Annotated in this window: 8 protein-coding genes; 2 read left to right on the top strand and 6 right to left on the bottom strand. The window is 67.8% G+C overall.

The features are described from left to right. Positions 1-340: 340 nt before the first annotated feature. Genes ABIN76_RS17515 through ABIN76_RS17505 form a run of 3 tightly spaced genes read right to left on the bottom strand, consistent with a single transcriptional unit; the run spans position 341 to position 7,912 of the window. On the bottom strand, positions 341-4,036 hold the full coding sequence (locus tag ABIN76_RS17515) for a 1,4-alpha-glucan branching enzyme (RefSeq protein ID WP_346960931.1): 3,696 nt from the start codon (positions 4,034-4,036) through the stop codon (positions 341-343). Position 4,037: 1 nt separating this feature from the next. Further along, positions 4,038-5,834 carry a maltose alpha-D-glucosyltransferase gene (gene treS, locus ABIN76_RS17510; protein WP_346960930.1) on the bottom strand — a complete coding sequence of 599 codons (1,797 nt, stop codon included), beginning with the start codon at positions 5,832-5,834 and terminating at the stop codon, positions 4,038-4,040. 5 nt (positions 5,835-5,839) lie between these two features. Next, positions 5,840-7,912 carry an alpha-1,4-glucan--maltose-1-phosphate maltosyltransferase gene (locus ABIN76_RS17505; protein WP_346960929.1) on the bottom strand — a complete coding sequence of 691 codons (2,073 nt, stop codon included), beginning with the start codon at positions 7,910-7,912 and terminating at the stop codon, positions 5,840-5,842. 140 nt (positions 7,913-8,052) lie between these two features. Between ABIN76_RS17505 and glgP the strand changes: the two genes are divergently transcribed. Beyond that, positions 8,053-10,671 carry an alpha-glucan family phosphorylase gene (gene glgP / locus ABIN76_RS17500; RefSeq protein WP_346960928.1) on the top strand — a complete coding sequence of 873 codons (2,619 nt, stop codon included), beginning with the start codon at positions 8,053-8,055 and terminating at the stop codon, positions 10,669-10,671. 230 nt (positions 10,672-10,901) lie between these two features. Here the strand turns inward: glgP and ABIN76_RS17495 are convergent, their stop codons facing one another. From ABIN76_RS17495 to glgX, 3 genes are read right to left on the bottom strand one after another with little or no spacing between them, the layout of a single operon-like run. Then, positions 10,902-11,258 carry a barstar family protein gene (locus ABIN76_RS17495; RefSeq protein ID WP_346960927.1) on the bottom strand — a complete coding sequence of 119 codons (357 nt, stop codon included), beginning with the start codon at positions 11,256-11,258 and terminating at the stop codon, positions 10,902-10,904. Between the two features lie 6 nt (positions 11,259-11,264). After that, positions 11,265-11,744 (bottom strand): ribonuclease domain-containing protein, encoded by a 480-nt coding sequence (locus ABIN76_RS17490; protein WP_346960926.1) that lies wholly within the window; start codon positions 11,742-11,744, stop codon positions 11,265-11,267. A gap of 31 nt (positions 11,745-11,775) precedes the next feature. Beyond that, positions 11,776-13,890, bottom strand: a complete 2,115-nt coding sequence (gene glgX / locus ABIN76_RS17485; RefSeq protein WP_346960925.1) for a glycogen debranching protein GlgX — start codon at positions 13,888-13,890, stop codon at positions 11,776-11,778. A gap of 109 nt (positions 13,891-13,999) precedes the next feature. Between glgX and ABIN76_RS17480 the strand changes: the two genes are divergently transcribed. Beyond that, positions 14,000-14,815 carry a carbon-nitrogen hydrolase family protein gene (locus tag ABIN76_RS17480; protein ID WP_346960924.1) on the top strand — a complete coding sequence of 272 codons (816 nt, stop codon included), beginning with the start codon at positions 14,000-14,002 and terminating at the stop codon, positions 14,813-14,815. Positions 14,816-15,105: the final 290 nt, after the last annotated feature.

The following is a 15,105-nucleotide window of genomic DNA, read 5'->3' as shown; positions in this document are numbered from 1 at the left end:
CCACCCAAACCCAACGGTCCAGGATCGCTCCGGAGCAACTTTTCAAACTTACCCGCTTGCTTCACCCTAGTCAAATCAGCGTTTCCGACTCAGTCTTGCCATAGGCTTCTTGGTCTTCTTAGCGGATCAACTCCGGGGAGCAGCGCGGAAATAAACTGTACCACCACTCGGGCCGGGTGACAAAGCCGCCCCCGGACTGCCTCCTGCGGTACCGGCCTCCGGCCCCGCGCCGCAAACAGGCCAGGGACAAGGAAGAGCCCGGAACCACAAGGATTCCGGGCCCCTCCCACCACTAGTCATCCCTAGCCATGACCGGCGTCAACCGGCAACTGCCACAGAACTAGCCGACGGCCTTGAAGTACGCGGCGCCCAGCGGAGGCAGCGTTACGGTGAGCGTGGCGGGCTGGCCGTCGATCTCCGAGTCGGCAGCCGTCAGGGTCCCCTCGTTCAGGACACCCGATCCCCCGTAGGCGGCGGCGTCGGTGTTCAGGACTTCCTGCCACTCCCCTGCGGCCGGCACACCCAGTGCGAAGCCGTGATGCGGGGCGCCGGAGAAGTTCAAGGCACACACCAGCGCATCGCCGGCGGCATCCCTGCGGATGAACGTCAGCACGTTGCGGTCCGCGTCGCCGCCGTTGATCCACTGGAAGCCGTCGGGGTCGTTGTCCCGTTCGTACAGCGCCGGAGTGGAGCTGTACAGCTCGTTCAGGTCCTTGGTCAGGAGCTGCACACCCCGGTGCGCGGGGATGTCGGCGAGCCACCAGTCCAGGCCGTGCTGCTCGGACCATTCCGCTTCCTGCCCAAACTCGGTGCCCATGAAGATCAGCTGCTTGCCCGGGTGCGCCCACTGGTAGCCCAGGAACGCCCGCAGGTTGGCGAGCTGCTGCCACCGGTCGCCGGGCATCTTGCGCAGCATCGAGCCCTTGCCGTGCACAACCTCGTCATGGCTGATCGGCAGCAGGAAGTTCTCCGTGTAGGCGTAAACCATGGAGAAGGTGATGGTGCCGTGGTGCCATTTCCGGTTATACGGGTCCTCCGCCATGTACTTGAGCGAGTCGTGCATCCAGCCCATGTTCCACTTGATCCCAAAGCCGAGGCCGCCCTGGCTGGTCGGCGCCGTGACACCCGGGAATGCCGTGGACTCCTCGGCGATCATGACCGCACCGGGGTGCGTCTTGTAGACCGTGGCGTTGACCTCCTGCAGGAAGGAGATCGCTTCGAGGTTCTCGCGGCCGCCGAATCGGTTCGGCTGCCACTGGCCTTCCTCGCGGGAGTAGTCCAGGTAGAGCATGGAGGCCACGGCGTCGACGCGGAGGCCGTCGATGTGGAACTCCTCCAGCCAGTAGAGCGCATTGGCAACCAGGAAGTTGCGGACCTCGCTCCGGCCGAAGTCGAAGATCAGGGTTCCCCAGTCCGGGTGTTCGCCCAGGTTCGGGTCGGAGTGCTCGTACAGCGGATCGCCGTCGAACTTCGCCAGCGCCCACGCGTCCTTGGGGAAGTGCGCCGGAACCCAGTCCAGCAGCACGCCGATGCCCGCCTGGTGCAGTTCGTCCACGAGGTGCCGGAACTCGTCCGGGTGCCCGAAACGCGAGGTCGGCGCGAAGTAGGACGTGACCTGGTAGCCCCAGGACCCGCCGAAGGGGTGCTCGGCAACGGGCATGAACTCCACGTGGGTGAAGCCGAGCCACTTCACGTACTCCACGAGTTCCTTGGCCAGTTCGCGGTAGTCCAGCCCTACCCGCCAGGAACCCAGGTGGACTTCATACACGCTCATCGGCGCGTTGTGCGGGTCCCGGGCCGCGCGGGCCTTCATCCATTCCTCGTCCTTGAACGCATAGGAGGGCTCCACCACGCGGGAGGCCGTCAGCGGCGGGACTTCGGTGCCGAAAGCGAGCGGATCAGCCTTCTCGACCCAGTGGCCGTACTTGGTCTTGATCTCGAACTTGTAGCACGCCCCTGCTACAACGCCGGGGATGAACAGTTCCCACACGCCTGAGGACCCAAGGGAACGCATGGAGAATTCCCGCCCGTCCCAGCCGTTGAAGTCACCCTTGACCCGCACGGCCTGGGCGTTCGGGGCCCAGACCGCGAAGGACACGCCGTCAACGTCGCCCAGGGCGGACTTGTAGTGCTGGACGTGCGCGCCCAGCACATCCCAGAGGCGCTCGTGCCGGCCTTCGCCGATCAGGTGCAGATCGATCTCCCCCACCGTCGGCAGGTAGCGGTAGGGCTCGTCGGCCTGCTGCGGCGCCTGGCCCTCGTAGGTGACCTCGAGCCGGTAGTCCGGCACGTGCCCCTCGTCCACCGGCTCCAGGACGGCCACCCAGACGCCGCCCGATTCATGCGACATCGGGAAGCTGCCTGCCGCGGTGACCACGGAAACGGCCTCCGCGAGGTGCTTCACGGTGCGGATGGTGACGTGGCCGTAGTCGTCGAGGTGGGCACCCAGGACCGAGTGCGGCGCGTGGTGCTCTCCGGCGGCGACCCGGGCGAGGGTCTCCGCATCCACGGGAAGCGGGACGCCGGGTCGATCGGTACGTGCTGAACCTGTCATTTTGTTACCTTCCGCTGCGGCTTCGGCGGGAACGCCGGAACCTGTACTGCCAAGGAGACGACGGGACGCATTGACCGGGATGGCGAGCCAATCCGGCCTGTTCCGTAGTTCGTAAACAACTTCGTAGAGAGCCTTGTCGAGCCACAACGCCACAAACAGCGGCGAGTCACGGTCGATCGTGCCGGGCGTGACTTCCGCATAGCCGGCCAGGAAGGCCTCGGCGCAGTCGTCCACCCAGGCCGCGGGCACAACGGCGCCGTCGTATTCGCGGACAGCGGCGCCGGCGGCGTAGTCAAAGGACCGCAGCATGCCGACGACGTCACGGAGCGGCACATCCGGGAAGTTGCGTTCCGAGATCGGCCGGAGCGGCTCGCCCTCGAAGTCCAGGATGGCCCAGCGCGCCGGCTGTCCGGTGGGGCCGGGGACCTGCAGGATCTGGCCGAGGTGCAGGTCGCCGTGGATGCGCTGCAGCCGGCCGGCGCTGCTGCCCTCCAGCCGCGAGAGGAGTTCTTCCAGCTCAGCGTCGAACGGCCCGACGGCGGCGCCGGCTTCCGCCCACGACTGGCGGACCCGCTGGGCGACGCCCGGCGCGATGTCCCCGCCCGGCACGGACTCCGCTGCCGTGCCCAGCGCCTCGGCCAGACGCCTGTGCACGGTGGCCGTCGCGACGCCCAGCGCCCGGGCCTCGGCGGTGAAGTCGGTGCCGGTGCTGGCCGCATCCACGGCAAGGCGCCAGGCGTCCAGGCCGCCGGCCAGGAATTCGTGCGCGACGGCAAGTTCGCCGCGCGCGGTCGCTCCGCCGTCGGGGCCGGCCCATTCGCCGGTGACCCAGCCGAGGGTGGCCGGGACCTCGGTGGTGCGGCCGGCGGTCAGGGCGGCGCCGATCTCCACCTCGGGGTTCTGCCCTTCGGAGAGCACCCGGAAGAATTTGAGAATCGCCGCGGAGGCGCCGTCGTCGACGATGACGGAACTGTTGGACTGCTCGCCGGAGAGTACCCGGACCTTGCCGGTGGCGAAGGGCAGCCGGTAGTCCGATTCCACCAGGTGCCCGGCGGCCGTGCCATCGGCGGTGGCTGCCCGGGCACGCATGAGTTCCAGCCAGGCCGCGATGAAGGCAGGGTCGTGGACGCCGTCGTAAATCCAGCCGTGGGCGGAGTCCGTGCCGTCCGCGGCGATCTCTCCGAGCAGGGCCGCCCCGGCACCCGCCAGCGGCAGGGCGCGGGAGCTCAGCGGCACCTGGACGACGTCGGTGCGGTTGCCGTCCGCCGTCGGGTACGTCACCGCGAGGAGCAGTACTTCAAGCGTCGCACCGATCTCCGTCGCACCGGCAACCGCCGGGCCGTCCTCCGGGCCGCCGCCGAGGCGCACCCGGCCGACCGGTTCGAAGCTGAAGTGCGCGCTTTTGACGGGGAACCAGCGCTGGCGCGGCAGCCAGCTGCGGAGCAGGGCGTCCAGTGCGGGGGAAAGGGTGGGTCGGGTCATTTCAGCCTTCGATGGACAGAATAGGCATCGCCTGGGTGTGGGGCGAGGCCGGGTTGGAGGCGGCCGATCGGATCCGCAGCCAGAAGAAATCGTGGCTGCCGAGCGTGAGGGTCAGCGTGCCGTCGTCGGAGATTCCCGGGAAGGGCTGGCCGCCGAAGACGTCGCGGAGCCCGCGGCCGGCGTACTGCGGCACCCGCAGCGTGGTGGCCACCGGGTGCTGGGACAGGTTGAAGGCGCACAGGATGGTCTCAGGTTCCTCGCCGGCGGCATTGCCCGCGGGCAGGTCGCGCAGGTAGGACAGGACGACGTCGTGGTCCGCTTCGACGTGCTGGAACGACCCGAGCCCAAAGGCGGGGTGGTTCTTGCGGACGCTGAGGATCTGGCGGGTCCAGCGCAGCAGCGAGCCGGAGTGGGCCGCCTCGGCCTCCACATTGGCCATGCTGTAGTTGTAAACCAGCGACTGGATCACCGGGAGATACAGCTTGCCCGGGTCGGCGTGGGAGAACCCGGCGTTGCGGTCCGGGTTCCATTGCATCGGGGTGCGGACCGCGTCGCGGTCCTCGAGCCAGATGTTGTCGCCCATGCCGATCTCGTCGCCGTAGTACAGGAACGGGCTTCCCGGCAGCGAGAGCAGCAGCGCGTTGATCAGTTCGATCTCCGAGCGGGAGTTATCCAGCAGCGGGGCAAGCCGGCGGCGGATGCCGATGTTGGCGCGCATGCGGGGGTCCGGCGCGTACCAGCCGAGCATCGCGGCGCGCTCGTCGGCGGTGACCATTTCCAGGGTAAGCTCGTCGTGGTTGCGCAGGAAGGTGCCCCACTGGGCGCCCTCAGGGATGTCCGGAGTGTCCTTCATCGTCTCGATGATGGGCGCGGCCTTCTGGTCCCGCAGTGCGTAGTACAGCCGCGGCATGATCGGGAAGTGGAAGGCCATGTGGCATTCCGGTTCCTCTTCGGTGCCGAAGTACTCCACCACTTCGGCGGGCGGCTGGTTGGCTTCGGCGATGATGACGCGGCCCGGGTAGCTCTCGTCGACCATCCGGCGCAGCTGGCGCAGGAACTCGTGGGTCGCCGGGAGGTTCTCGCAGTTGGTGCCTTCCTCCTCGAAGAGGTAGGGAATGGCGTCGGCGCGGAAGCCGTCGATGCCCTGGTCCAGCCAGAAGCGCACGACGTCGAAGAGGGCGTCGATCACCTTCGGGTTCTCGAAGTTCAGGTCCGGCTGGTGGCTGAAGAAACGGTGCCAGAAGAACTGGCGGCGGATCGGGTCGAAGGTCCAGTTGGATTCCTCGGTGTCCACAAAGATGATGCGCGCGTCCTGGTACTTCTCGTCCGTGTCGCTCCACACGTAGAAGTCGCCGAAGGGTCCGTCCGGGTCCTTGCGGGACTCCTGGAACCACGGGTGCTGGTCCGAGGTGTGGTTCAGCGGCAGGTCGATGATGACCCGGACGCCGCGGGCGTGTGCCTCCGCGACGAGCCGCTTGAAGTCGCTGATGGTGCCGAATTCATCCAGCACGGAGTTGTAGTCCGAGATGTCGTAGCCGCCGTCGCGGAGCGGGGACTGGAAGAAGGGCGGCAGCCAGAGGCAGTCGACGCCGAGCCACTGCAGGTAGTCCAGTTTCTCGATCAGGCCGTGGAAGTCGCCGGATCCGTCGCCGTTTCCGTCCGCGAAACCGCGCACCAGGACCTCGTAGAAGACCGCCTTGCGGTACCAATGCGGATCGTGCTGGAGGCCGGGCGCGTTCAGTTCGAAAGTCCCCTTCGGGGTGAAGTGCTGGTTGGGGTTGCTCGGGCTGAAACTCACTGGCGCTACCTCCGGATGCTCAGGATGTGGGCGGGTTCGACGTGTGCGTCAAGGCGTACGTAGTTGTACTCGCCCCATTCCCAGCTTTCGCCGGTCAGCAGGTCATCGACGATGAAGCCGCCGTTGTGCGTCAGGTTCTCCGGGTCCAGCTCCAGGGCTGCCAGGTCCAGGGAGACCGTGCTTTCCCGGGTGCTGTGCGGATCCACGTTGACCACGATGATCAGGGTGTCCTTGGTGCCGTCCGGAAAGGTCTTGTGCTTCGAGTACACGATCGTGGCGCTGTCCGTGCTGGCGTGCAGGGTCAGGTTCTGCAAGTCGCCGAGGGCCGGGTGGGTGTGCCGGATCTCGTTGAGCCGGGTCAGGTACGGGGCCAGCGTGCGGCCGGATTCCGCCGCAGCGTCCCAGTCGCGGGCCTTGTACTCGAACTTCTCGTTGTCGATGTACTCCTCCGCTCCCGGACGCGCGACGTGCTCGTAGAGTTCGTAGCCGGCGTAGACGCCCCAGATGGGGCTGGCGGTGGCAGCGAGCGCGGCACGGATCTTGAACGCCGCCGGGCCGCCGTACTGCAGGTACTCGGTGAGGATGTCCGGGGTGTTGACGAAGAAGTTCGGCCGGAAGTAGGCCGGGGATTCGTGGCTGACCTCGTGGAAGTACTTCTCCAGCTCCTCCTTGGTGTTCCGCCAGGTGAAGTAGGTGTAGGACTGCTGGAACCCGGCCCGGCCCAGCGCGTGCATCATCGCCGGCCGGGTGAACGCCTCGGCGAGGAAGACGACGTCGGGGTTCTTCTTGTTGACCTTGGCGATCAGCCACTCCCAGAACCACACCGGCTTGGTGTGCGGGTTGTCCACGCGGAAGATCTTGACGCCGTGACTGACCCAGAGCTGGACGATCCGCAGGATCTCGTTGGACAGGCCCGCCGGGTCATTGTCGAAGTTGAGCGGGAAGATGTCCTGGTATTTTTTCGGCGGGTTTTCGGCGTACGCGATGCTGCCGTCGACGCGGGTGGTGAACCATTCCGGGTGGCTCTGCACCCAGGGGTGGTCCGGGGCAGCCTGCAGCGCGAGGTCCAGGGCCACTTCCAGGCCCAGTTCGCCGGCGCGCGCCACAAAGGCGTCGAAGTCTTCAAAGGTGCCCAGGTCCGGGTGGATGGCGTCGTGGCCGCCTTCCTTCGCACCGATCGCCCACGGCGAGCCGGGATCGTGCGGGCCGGCCAGCAGGGTGTTGTTCGGGCCCTTGCGGTGCTGGGTACCGATCGGGTGGATCGGCGGCATGTAGATGATGTCGAAGCCCATCGCGGCCACCGCGTCGAGGCGCTTGGCGGCGGTGCGGAAGGTCCCGGAGGTCCATTCGCCGGTCTCGTGGTTGCGGACGGCGCCCTCGGAGCGCGGGAAGAATTCGTACCAGGCGCCGCGGCCGGCGAGCTCGCGCTCCACCAGCAGCGGATACGGTTCGGAGACGGTCACGAGTTCCCGGATCGGCTGCCGCGCGACGACGGCGGCGACGTCGGCGCTGAAGCCCGCGGCGAGGCGCTCTTCCGGGGTTTTCGAGCCGTCGGACAGGCCGACGACGGCGATCCGTAGGGTCCGCCGGTCCGCGGAGGGCCGGGTTGCGTCCTCGGAGGCCTCGGTCAGCAGGGCGGCGCCCTCGGCCAGCATCAGGTCCACGTCGACGCCCGCCTCGATCTTGACTTCGGCGTTGTGGTGCCAGGTGCCGTAGCGGTCGTGCCAGGCCTCGATCACAAAGGACCACTTGCCGGTGCCGGAGGGGGTGAGCAGGCCTTCCCAGCGGTCGGTGCCCTTGCCCCGGTCTCCGCGCGGCGGGGCCAGCCGGACGCGCTGGCATTCTTTGCCCCGGGGGTCCAGCAGGACCGCGCTGACGCCGAGCATGTCGTGGCCCTCGCGGAACGCGGTGGCGCCGACCACGATGCTCTCGCCTACGACGGCCTTGGCGGGGAATTTCCCGTCTTCAACCGCGGGCTGCACCGCGGTGATGGGAAACCTGCCGAATTTGAGGCCCTCCGTGATCAGGGCCTTCGGCTTTTGCTTGGACACGGCACTGGTTCGCGAGTTAGTCGTCACAGCCTCGACGTTATCTACAAATCGCGCAGAATGCTAAGGCTGCTCAGTTTTTTGGCCGAATCCTGACGGCAATCCGACATTTACCGGAAAGAAACCCAAAGCTGTTCCGGGGTCCTGCGTTGTCCGTTAGTGTTTCGCAGGTGAAGGCTATCCGCAGATTTACCGTCCGAACTGTTCTTCCCGAATCGATCCGGCCCCTGGCGCGGCTGGCCACCAACCTGCGCTGGTCGTGGCACCTGCCGACCCGGGAACTCTTCGAGCAACTCAACCCGGCCGTCTGGGCCGAGAGCGCGCACGATCCGGTGACTTTCCTGGGCCTTGTCAGCAGGGAAGAACTGCAGCGCCTCGCCGCGGACCAGGACGTGGTCCGCCGCGTCCATGAGGCCGCCGATGACCTGGACCGGTACCTGGAACAGCCCCGCTGGTACCAGAGCCTCGGCGACGACGCCCCGCGCTGCATCGCGTACTTCTCGCCCGAGTTCGGCATCACCGAGGTCCTCCCGCAGTACTCCGGCGGACTCGGCATCCTGGCCGGCGACCATTTGAAGGCGGCCTCGGACCTCGGCGTTCCGCTGATCGGCGTCGGGCTGCTCTACCAGGCCGGCTACTTCAAGCAGTCCCTCTCCCGCGACGCCTGGCAGCAGGAGACCTATCCCGTCCTGGATCCCGACGGCCTGCCGCTGACCCTGCTCCGCGAGGCCTCCCCGGACGGCAACGGCCGGCCCATCCAGATTTCGCTGCCGCTCCCCCACGGCCGCCGCCTGCTGGCGCACGTGTGGCGGGCCGACGTCGGGCGAGTCCCGCTGCTGCTGCTGGACTCCAACGTGGCGGGCAACGACGACGCGGCGCGCGGCATCACCGACCGCCTCTACGGCGGCGGCGGCGACCACCGGCTGCAGCAGGAGCTGCTGCTGGGGATGGGCGGCGTCAAGGCCCTGCGCGCCTTCCAGCGGCTCACCGGCGCCCCCGCGCCGGAGGTCTTCCACACCAATGAAGGCCACGCCGGCTTCCTGGGGGTGGAACGCATCCAGGAACTGATGTCCGGGGACAGCCCGCTGAGCTGGGACGAAGCGCTGACCGCGGGCCGCGCCTCCACGGTGTTCACCACGCACACGCCGGTTCCGGCCGGCATTGACCGCTTCGAGACCTCGCAGATCGAGCACTTCTTCACCGCGGGCCTGGCCCCGGACGTCCCGACGTCCAAGATCCTGGACCTGGGCCGGGAGGACTTTGCCGACGGCAACCCGTTTGTCTTCAACATGGCGGTGATGGGGCTGCGGCTGGCCCAGCGCGCCAACGGCGTCGCGAAGCTGCACGGCGTTGTCTCCCGCGGCATGTTCTCGGCGCTCTGGCCGGGATTCGACCATGCCGAGGTGCCCATCACGTCGGTCACCAACGGCGTCCACGTCCCCACTTGGGTGGATCCGCGGGTGTCCCAGCTGGCGCGCGAGCAGTTCGGCTCCGACGCCGAGACGCAAGGCCGCTGGGATCTGGCCTACAACGTCAGCGACGAAGCCCTCTGGGCGCTGCGCCGCGAGATGCGGGTCTCCCTCGTGGAAGACGTCCGCCGCCGGCTCCGGGCCGCCTGGAAGAAACGCGGCGCCGCGGACGCCGAACTGTCCTGGACCGACTCGGTGCTGGACCCGGACATCCTGACCATCGGCTTCGCCCGCCGGGTGCCGACCTACAAGCGCCTCACACTGATGCTGCGCGATCCGGACCGGCTCAAGGCCCTGCTGCTGCACAAGACGCACCCGATCCAGCTGGTGATCGCGGGCAAGTCGCACCCCGCGGACGACGCCGGCAAGAAGATGATCCAGGACCTGGTGCGTTTCACCGACGACCCCGCGGTCCGGCACCGGATCGCGTTCCTGCCCAACTACGACATCGCCATGGCCCGGACCCTGTTCCCGGGCTGCGACGTGTGGCTGAACAACCCGCTCCGCCCGCTTGAGGCGTGCGGCACGTCGGGGATGAAGGCCGCGCTCAACGGCTCGCTCAACCTCTCGGTGCTGGATGGCTGGTGGGACGAGATGTACGACGGCGAGAACGGCTGGGCGATCCCGACGGCCAACAACGACGCGTCCGCGGAGGAGCGCGACGACATCGAGGCTGCGGCCCTGTACGAACTCCTCGAAACCCAGGTGGCGCCAAAGTTCTACGGCCTCACCGTCTCCGATGAGGCCGGCGCCGCCGGCCCCTCGCAGCCGCGGCCGCAGAAGGTTCCCACGCACTGGGTCTCGATGATCAAGCACACCATGGCGCACCTGGGCCCGGCCGTGTCCGCGGACCGGATGCTGCAGGACTACGTCAACGTTCTCTACCGGCCGGCCGCGGTGGCTGGGCGGCAAGCGTCGGCGGACAACTTTGCCGCAGCGAAGGAGCTCGCTGCCTGGTGTTCCCGGACGCGCGCCGCCTGGCCGCAGGTCCAGGTGGAACACGTCGATTCCGTGGGCGTGTCCGAGGACCCGCAGATCGGCGACGACCTGCAGGTGAACGCCTACGTGGCGCTCCATTCCCTGCCGCCGGAAGATGTGTCCGTGGAGGTGGCCTTCGGCCGGGCCGAAGACAGCGACGAGCTGACTGACGTCACCGTGGCCGAGCTGCAGTCCGTGGAGGACCTGGGCAAGGGCCGGTACCTCTTCAGCGGGACCCTCGTGATCGACCGGTCCGGCTCCTTCGGCTACACCGTCCGGGTACTGCCCAAGCATGAGGGGCTGGCGTCGAAGGCCGAGCTGGGCCTGATCGTTAACGCCTAAGCCGTTACCTCCGTCCCCGGTCCCGCAAGCCAGTCATCCTCCGCGTGCTCGCTCGTACCTCCCCACCGTCTCCCTAACCTCGCAAGCTCGGCCAGGGAACCCTGACGGCGGGGGCCCTGCTTAGACGCACGCTTCCGGATGACCGGCTCGCGCGACGCGCTGAGCGTGGTCGGTTTTTCGCACGCTTTCGGATCAGGCCGCCTTCTACGGCGCTGAGGGGATTTGCGGGGTCAGAGGCAGATGGTGATGACTTTGAGGTCGTTGCCTGCGTAGCGTTCGGCGTCCTGCAGGACTTCGCAGATGATTCCGAAGGCGCGGTCGGCGCGGAAGACGGCCGGGACCTGCCAGATGACGGTGACCGGCGGCTGCCCGTCCGCGCTGACGGCGTCGGCGAAGTCGTGCAGTGAATCGTTGAGGGCGTCCAGGTTCACGCCGTAGTGCTCGGGGAAGTCCAAGGCCTCGCCGAAGGTCTGCAGCACGGCCTTTTTAGAGTCCGCGCCGGGGATCACGAGGGCCCGTCGGCCGGCGTCGTGGACCTGGGCCTGCAATTCCTCAAGGGTCCAGGTGTCGGCGGAAAAAATCTTCATAGTTCCTTACTTGCCTTCGACGATGAATTTGAACGATTCGTAATGGTCTGCGGTGTAGTACTTCTCACCGGTTGCGCCGGTGACGATCCGGCGCGCTCCGCGGCTCGTCACCCCTGGCGTCGGCACGGTGAATTCCCGGTAATATCCGGACGCTTTGCGCGGGAGTATTCTTTCTAAATTCTTGAAGGTGACGTTGTCCCGGGAATATGGGTAGGGCCCGCCGCGGGCGATCAGGGCCAGAACCCGCCGCGCTTCAGGGGGCAGGCTGGAAGCGTTGATCTCCGGCAGTCGGGAGGGATTGGCGACGCCCGACGACGGAACCGGGCCCGGCGCCGGGGCCCGGGAGGCGGTGGCGCTGCCGGACGAAGCGGCCCGGCCGTCCGCCGGCGGGGCGGTCCCGGTTTGCGGGATGCCGCCCAGCACGAACCCCAGCACCACGAGTCCCAGCAGCACGGCGATGAGGGCGGTCAGCCGTCGGGTCTTCATTCGTTGTTCCCCCATGCCGGTGTGCGGGCACTTAAACGCGGTAGATGTTGATGCTGTTGGCCTGGACCACATCCCGCTCGCCTGAGGAGATTTGGACGCCTTGGCGGCGGTCGTGCAGTTCCGACGTCGTCAGCCGGAGTTCGTAGAGCCGGTGGGCGCCGCCGCCGTCTGCGGGAATGGCGGGGAGCGTGACCTTGACGTCCTGCGCGGAGCCGTTGACCACCACGAGGCCGTCGACACGGCCGTCGTCGGAGCCCAGTAGGAGCTGGACCACCCGGTGGCCGGGGTCCTGCCAGCGGTCCCCAGACATCGGTTCGCCGTGGGCGTCGAACCAGTGGAAGTAGGACTGCTGGTCCCGCGCGGGGTAGTCGTGCGGCTGGCCGGCGAGGAACTCCTTGCGCAGCCGGATCACGCGTTTGGTGCTGCGCAGCATCGCGTGGGACTCCGGGGTGCTGGTCCAGTCGATCCAGGTCAGCGGGTTGTCTTGGCAGTAGGCGTTGTTGTTGCCCTGCTGGCTGCGGCCGATCTCGTCCCCGGCGGTGATCATGGGCACGCCTTGGGAGATCATCAGCGAGGCCATCAGGTTGCGGCTGGTCTGGGCGCGCCGTGCGAGGACTTCCTCGTCTTCGGTGCGGCCCTCAAAGCCGTGGTTGTAGCTGCGGTTGTCGCCGTGGCCGTCGCGGTTCTGCTCCCCGTTGGCCTCGTTGTGCTTGCGGTCGTAGGAGACCAGGTCGGCCAGGGTGAAGCCGTCGTGCGCGGTGATGAGGTTGACCGAGGCCAGCCGGCTTCGCCCCGAGGCCGCGAACAGGCCCGCCGACCCGGACAGTGCGTCCGCGAGCCGCGCCACGGATCCGCCCTGCCCGCCGGCGTCGATCGCGGCACGGTCGGCCAGCCAGAACGTGCGGACGGCGTCGCGGAAGTGGTCGTTCCAGTCCACCCAGCCCGCGGGGAACCTGCCCGTCTGCCAGCCGCCGTAGCCAACGTCCCAGGGTTCGGCGATGAGCTTCGTTTCCGACAGCACCGGATCCGCTGCGATGGCAACCAGGAGGGGGTGCCGGGGATCGAACTCGTTGTTGGCATTGCGGCACAGGGTGACGGCGAGGTCGAAGCGGAACCCGTCGACGTGGAACTCGTTGACCCAGTAGCGCAGGGAATCCAGCACCAGTTGCACCACCCGGGACTCACCGAAGTTCAGGGAGTTGCCGCAGCCGGTGGTGTCCACATACTTGCCGTGGCCATCGTGGCGGTAGTACTCCAGCTCGCCCAGGCCGCGGAAACTCAGGGTGGGCCCGTCCGCGCCGCCTTCCGCGGTGTGGTTGTAGACGACGTCGAGGATCACCTCCAGCCCGGCGTCGTGCAGCAGTTTGACCATGCCCTTGAACTCGTCCTGCACGGCTTTCGGCCCCGCGTCCTGGGCCGCCTGGCTGGCGTAGCCGGGGTGCGGGGCGAAGAACGCGGCCGTGTTGTAGCCCCAATAGTTGGGCAGTCCGAGATTCTGCAGGTGCGGCTCGTCGATGTGGAAGTGGACGGGCAGCAGCTGCACGGCGGTGACGCCCAGCGAGACCAGGTGCTCGACCATGGCCGGGTGCGCCATTCCCGCATAGGTGCCCTGAAGGTGTTCCGGGATGTCCGGATGCAGCATTGTCTGGCCGCGTACGTGGGCCTCGTAGATGATGGTGTTGCGCCAGGGGGTGCGCGGTAAGTGGTCCACGCCCCAGTCGAAGTCGCCGGACATCCGCACGCTGGTGATGAAGTCCCCGCGTTCGTCCACGCCGCGGCCGTACGGATCCAGCAGCAGCGGCTGCCCGCCGTCGGCGTCGAAGTCCGGCGCCGGCACGGAGAGCGGGAGCGTTTCGGCCTCCGGCGAGGCGCGCAGGCCGTAGCGCGAACCGACCGGCAGTCCTTCGACGATGCCGTGGTGGACGCCGTCGGTGACGTTGGGCAGCGTCTCGAGCCGCCAGCTGCCGCCGGGCGCCTGGAAGGCGATGTCCAGGGTGGTCACGCCCGGGGCGTAGACGGCAACATTTGCGAAGGCACCACGAGGATCGTCCGTTGCCGGGGAACCCGTGCGCGGGACGCTGACACCGAGCGGAAACGGCCGCGAGGCGTCTACGGTGGTAGCTGAATCTACAAAGGATTTGACCATCGCTTAAAGCTTAGCCGGGGATGACAAATGGGCCCGGTTTCCGCTCCGCGGCGTGGGCCGCCGCCGGGCGCACCGCATACTGGGAGTACACGCTGAACTGGAGGTAATTGTGCGGGTTGCACTGGCTCAAATCATCACCGGCCGCGAGCCGGACCGGAATCTGGACCTTGTGCGCGAGTACGCCGGCCAGGCCAAGGCCGGCGGGGCTGACCTCGTGGTCTTCCCCGAAGCGACCATGCGCGCGTTCGGCAACTCGCTGCTGGACATCGCCGAGCCCCTCGACGGCCCTTGGGCCGCACAGGTCCGCGGCATCGCGGCCGAGCTGGGCATCGTGATCGTGGCCGGCATGTTCACCCCCGGTACGACCGCCGCGGGCGACCGCAACGACCGCAAGGTCCGCAACACGCTCCTGGTCGCCGGTCCGGGAGTGGACACCAGCTACGACAAGATCCACCTCTACGACGCCTTCGGCTTCGCCGAGTCTGACACCGTGGACGCCGGCACCGAACCGGTCACGTTCGACGTCGGCGGCGTCACCTTCGGCCTGGCCACCTGCTACGACGTCCGGTTCCCTGACCTCTTCACGGAAAACGCGGAGCGCGGCGCCGCGGTCAACATCGTTTGCGCTTCCTGGGGTGCCGGGCCGGGCAAGGTCGAGCAGTGGCAACTGCTGTCCCGGGCCCGCGCCGCGGACTCCACCACCTTCGTGCTGGCGTGCGGCCAAGGCAATCCCGCCAGCGTTGGCCTCGAAACGAAGGGCTCCGCGCCCACCGGCGTCGGGCACTCCGCCGTCGTCTCCCCCTTCGGCGACGTCCTCCAGGAGCTCGACGGCGCCCCCGGCATGCTCTTCGCCGACCTGGACCCCGCCGTCGTCGACGACGCCCGCGCCAAACTCCCGGTCCTCGCCAACCGCCACAAGTTCTAGACGACCCTCCCGCAGATCCGGCGGTTCAAACCCAAACGCTCCCGCACCTCCGGCGGTTTAAACCCAAACGCTCCCGCACCTCCGGCGGCTTAAACCCAAACGCTCCCTCACCTCCGGCGGCTTAAACCCAAACGCTCCCTCACCTCCGGCGGCTTAAACCCAAACGCTCCCTCACCTCCGGCGGTTTAAACCCAAACGCTCCCTCACTCGAGGTGAGGGAGCGTCCCGCCAGAAGCCACCACAACTGCGGGAGCGTCCTCCCGGAAACCACCACAACTGCGGGAGCGTCC

The organism is uncultured Arthrobacter sp. (genome assembly GCF_964021775.1).
Taxonomy (GTDB): domain Bacteria; phylum Actinomycetota; class Actinomycetes; order Actinomycetales; family Micrococcaceae; genus Arthrobacter.
Note: the sequence above shows the minus strand (reverse complement) of the source record. Positions and strands in the feature narration are given on the sequence as shown.

What these genes read in the sequence shown, in the direction of transcription:
- glgX (WP_346960925.1), bottom strand. Translation starts at nt 13,890, where the DNA reads ATGGTCAAATCCTTTGTAGATTCAGCTACCACCGTAGACGCCTCGCGG.
- ABIN76_RS17490 (WP_346960926.1), bottom strand. Translation starts at nt 11,744, where the DNA reads ATGAAGACCCGACGGCTGACCGCCCTCATCGCCGTGCTGCTGGGACTC.
- ABIN76_RS17515 (WP_346960931.1), bottom strand. Translation starts at nt 4,036, where the DNA reads ATGACCCGACCCACCCTTTCCCCCGCACTGGACGCCCTGCTCCGCAGC.
- ABIN76_RS17495 (WP_346960927.1), bottom strand. Translation starts at nt 11,258, where the DNA reads ATGAAGATTTTTTCCGCCGACACCTGGACCCTTGAGGAATTGCAGGCC.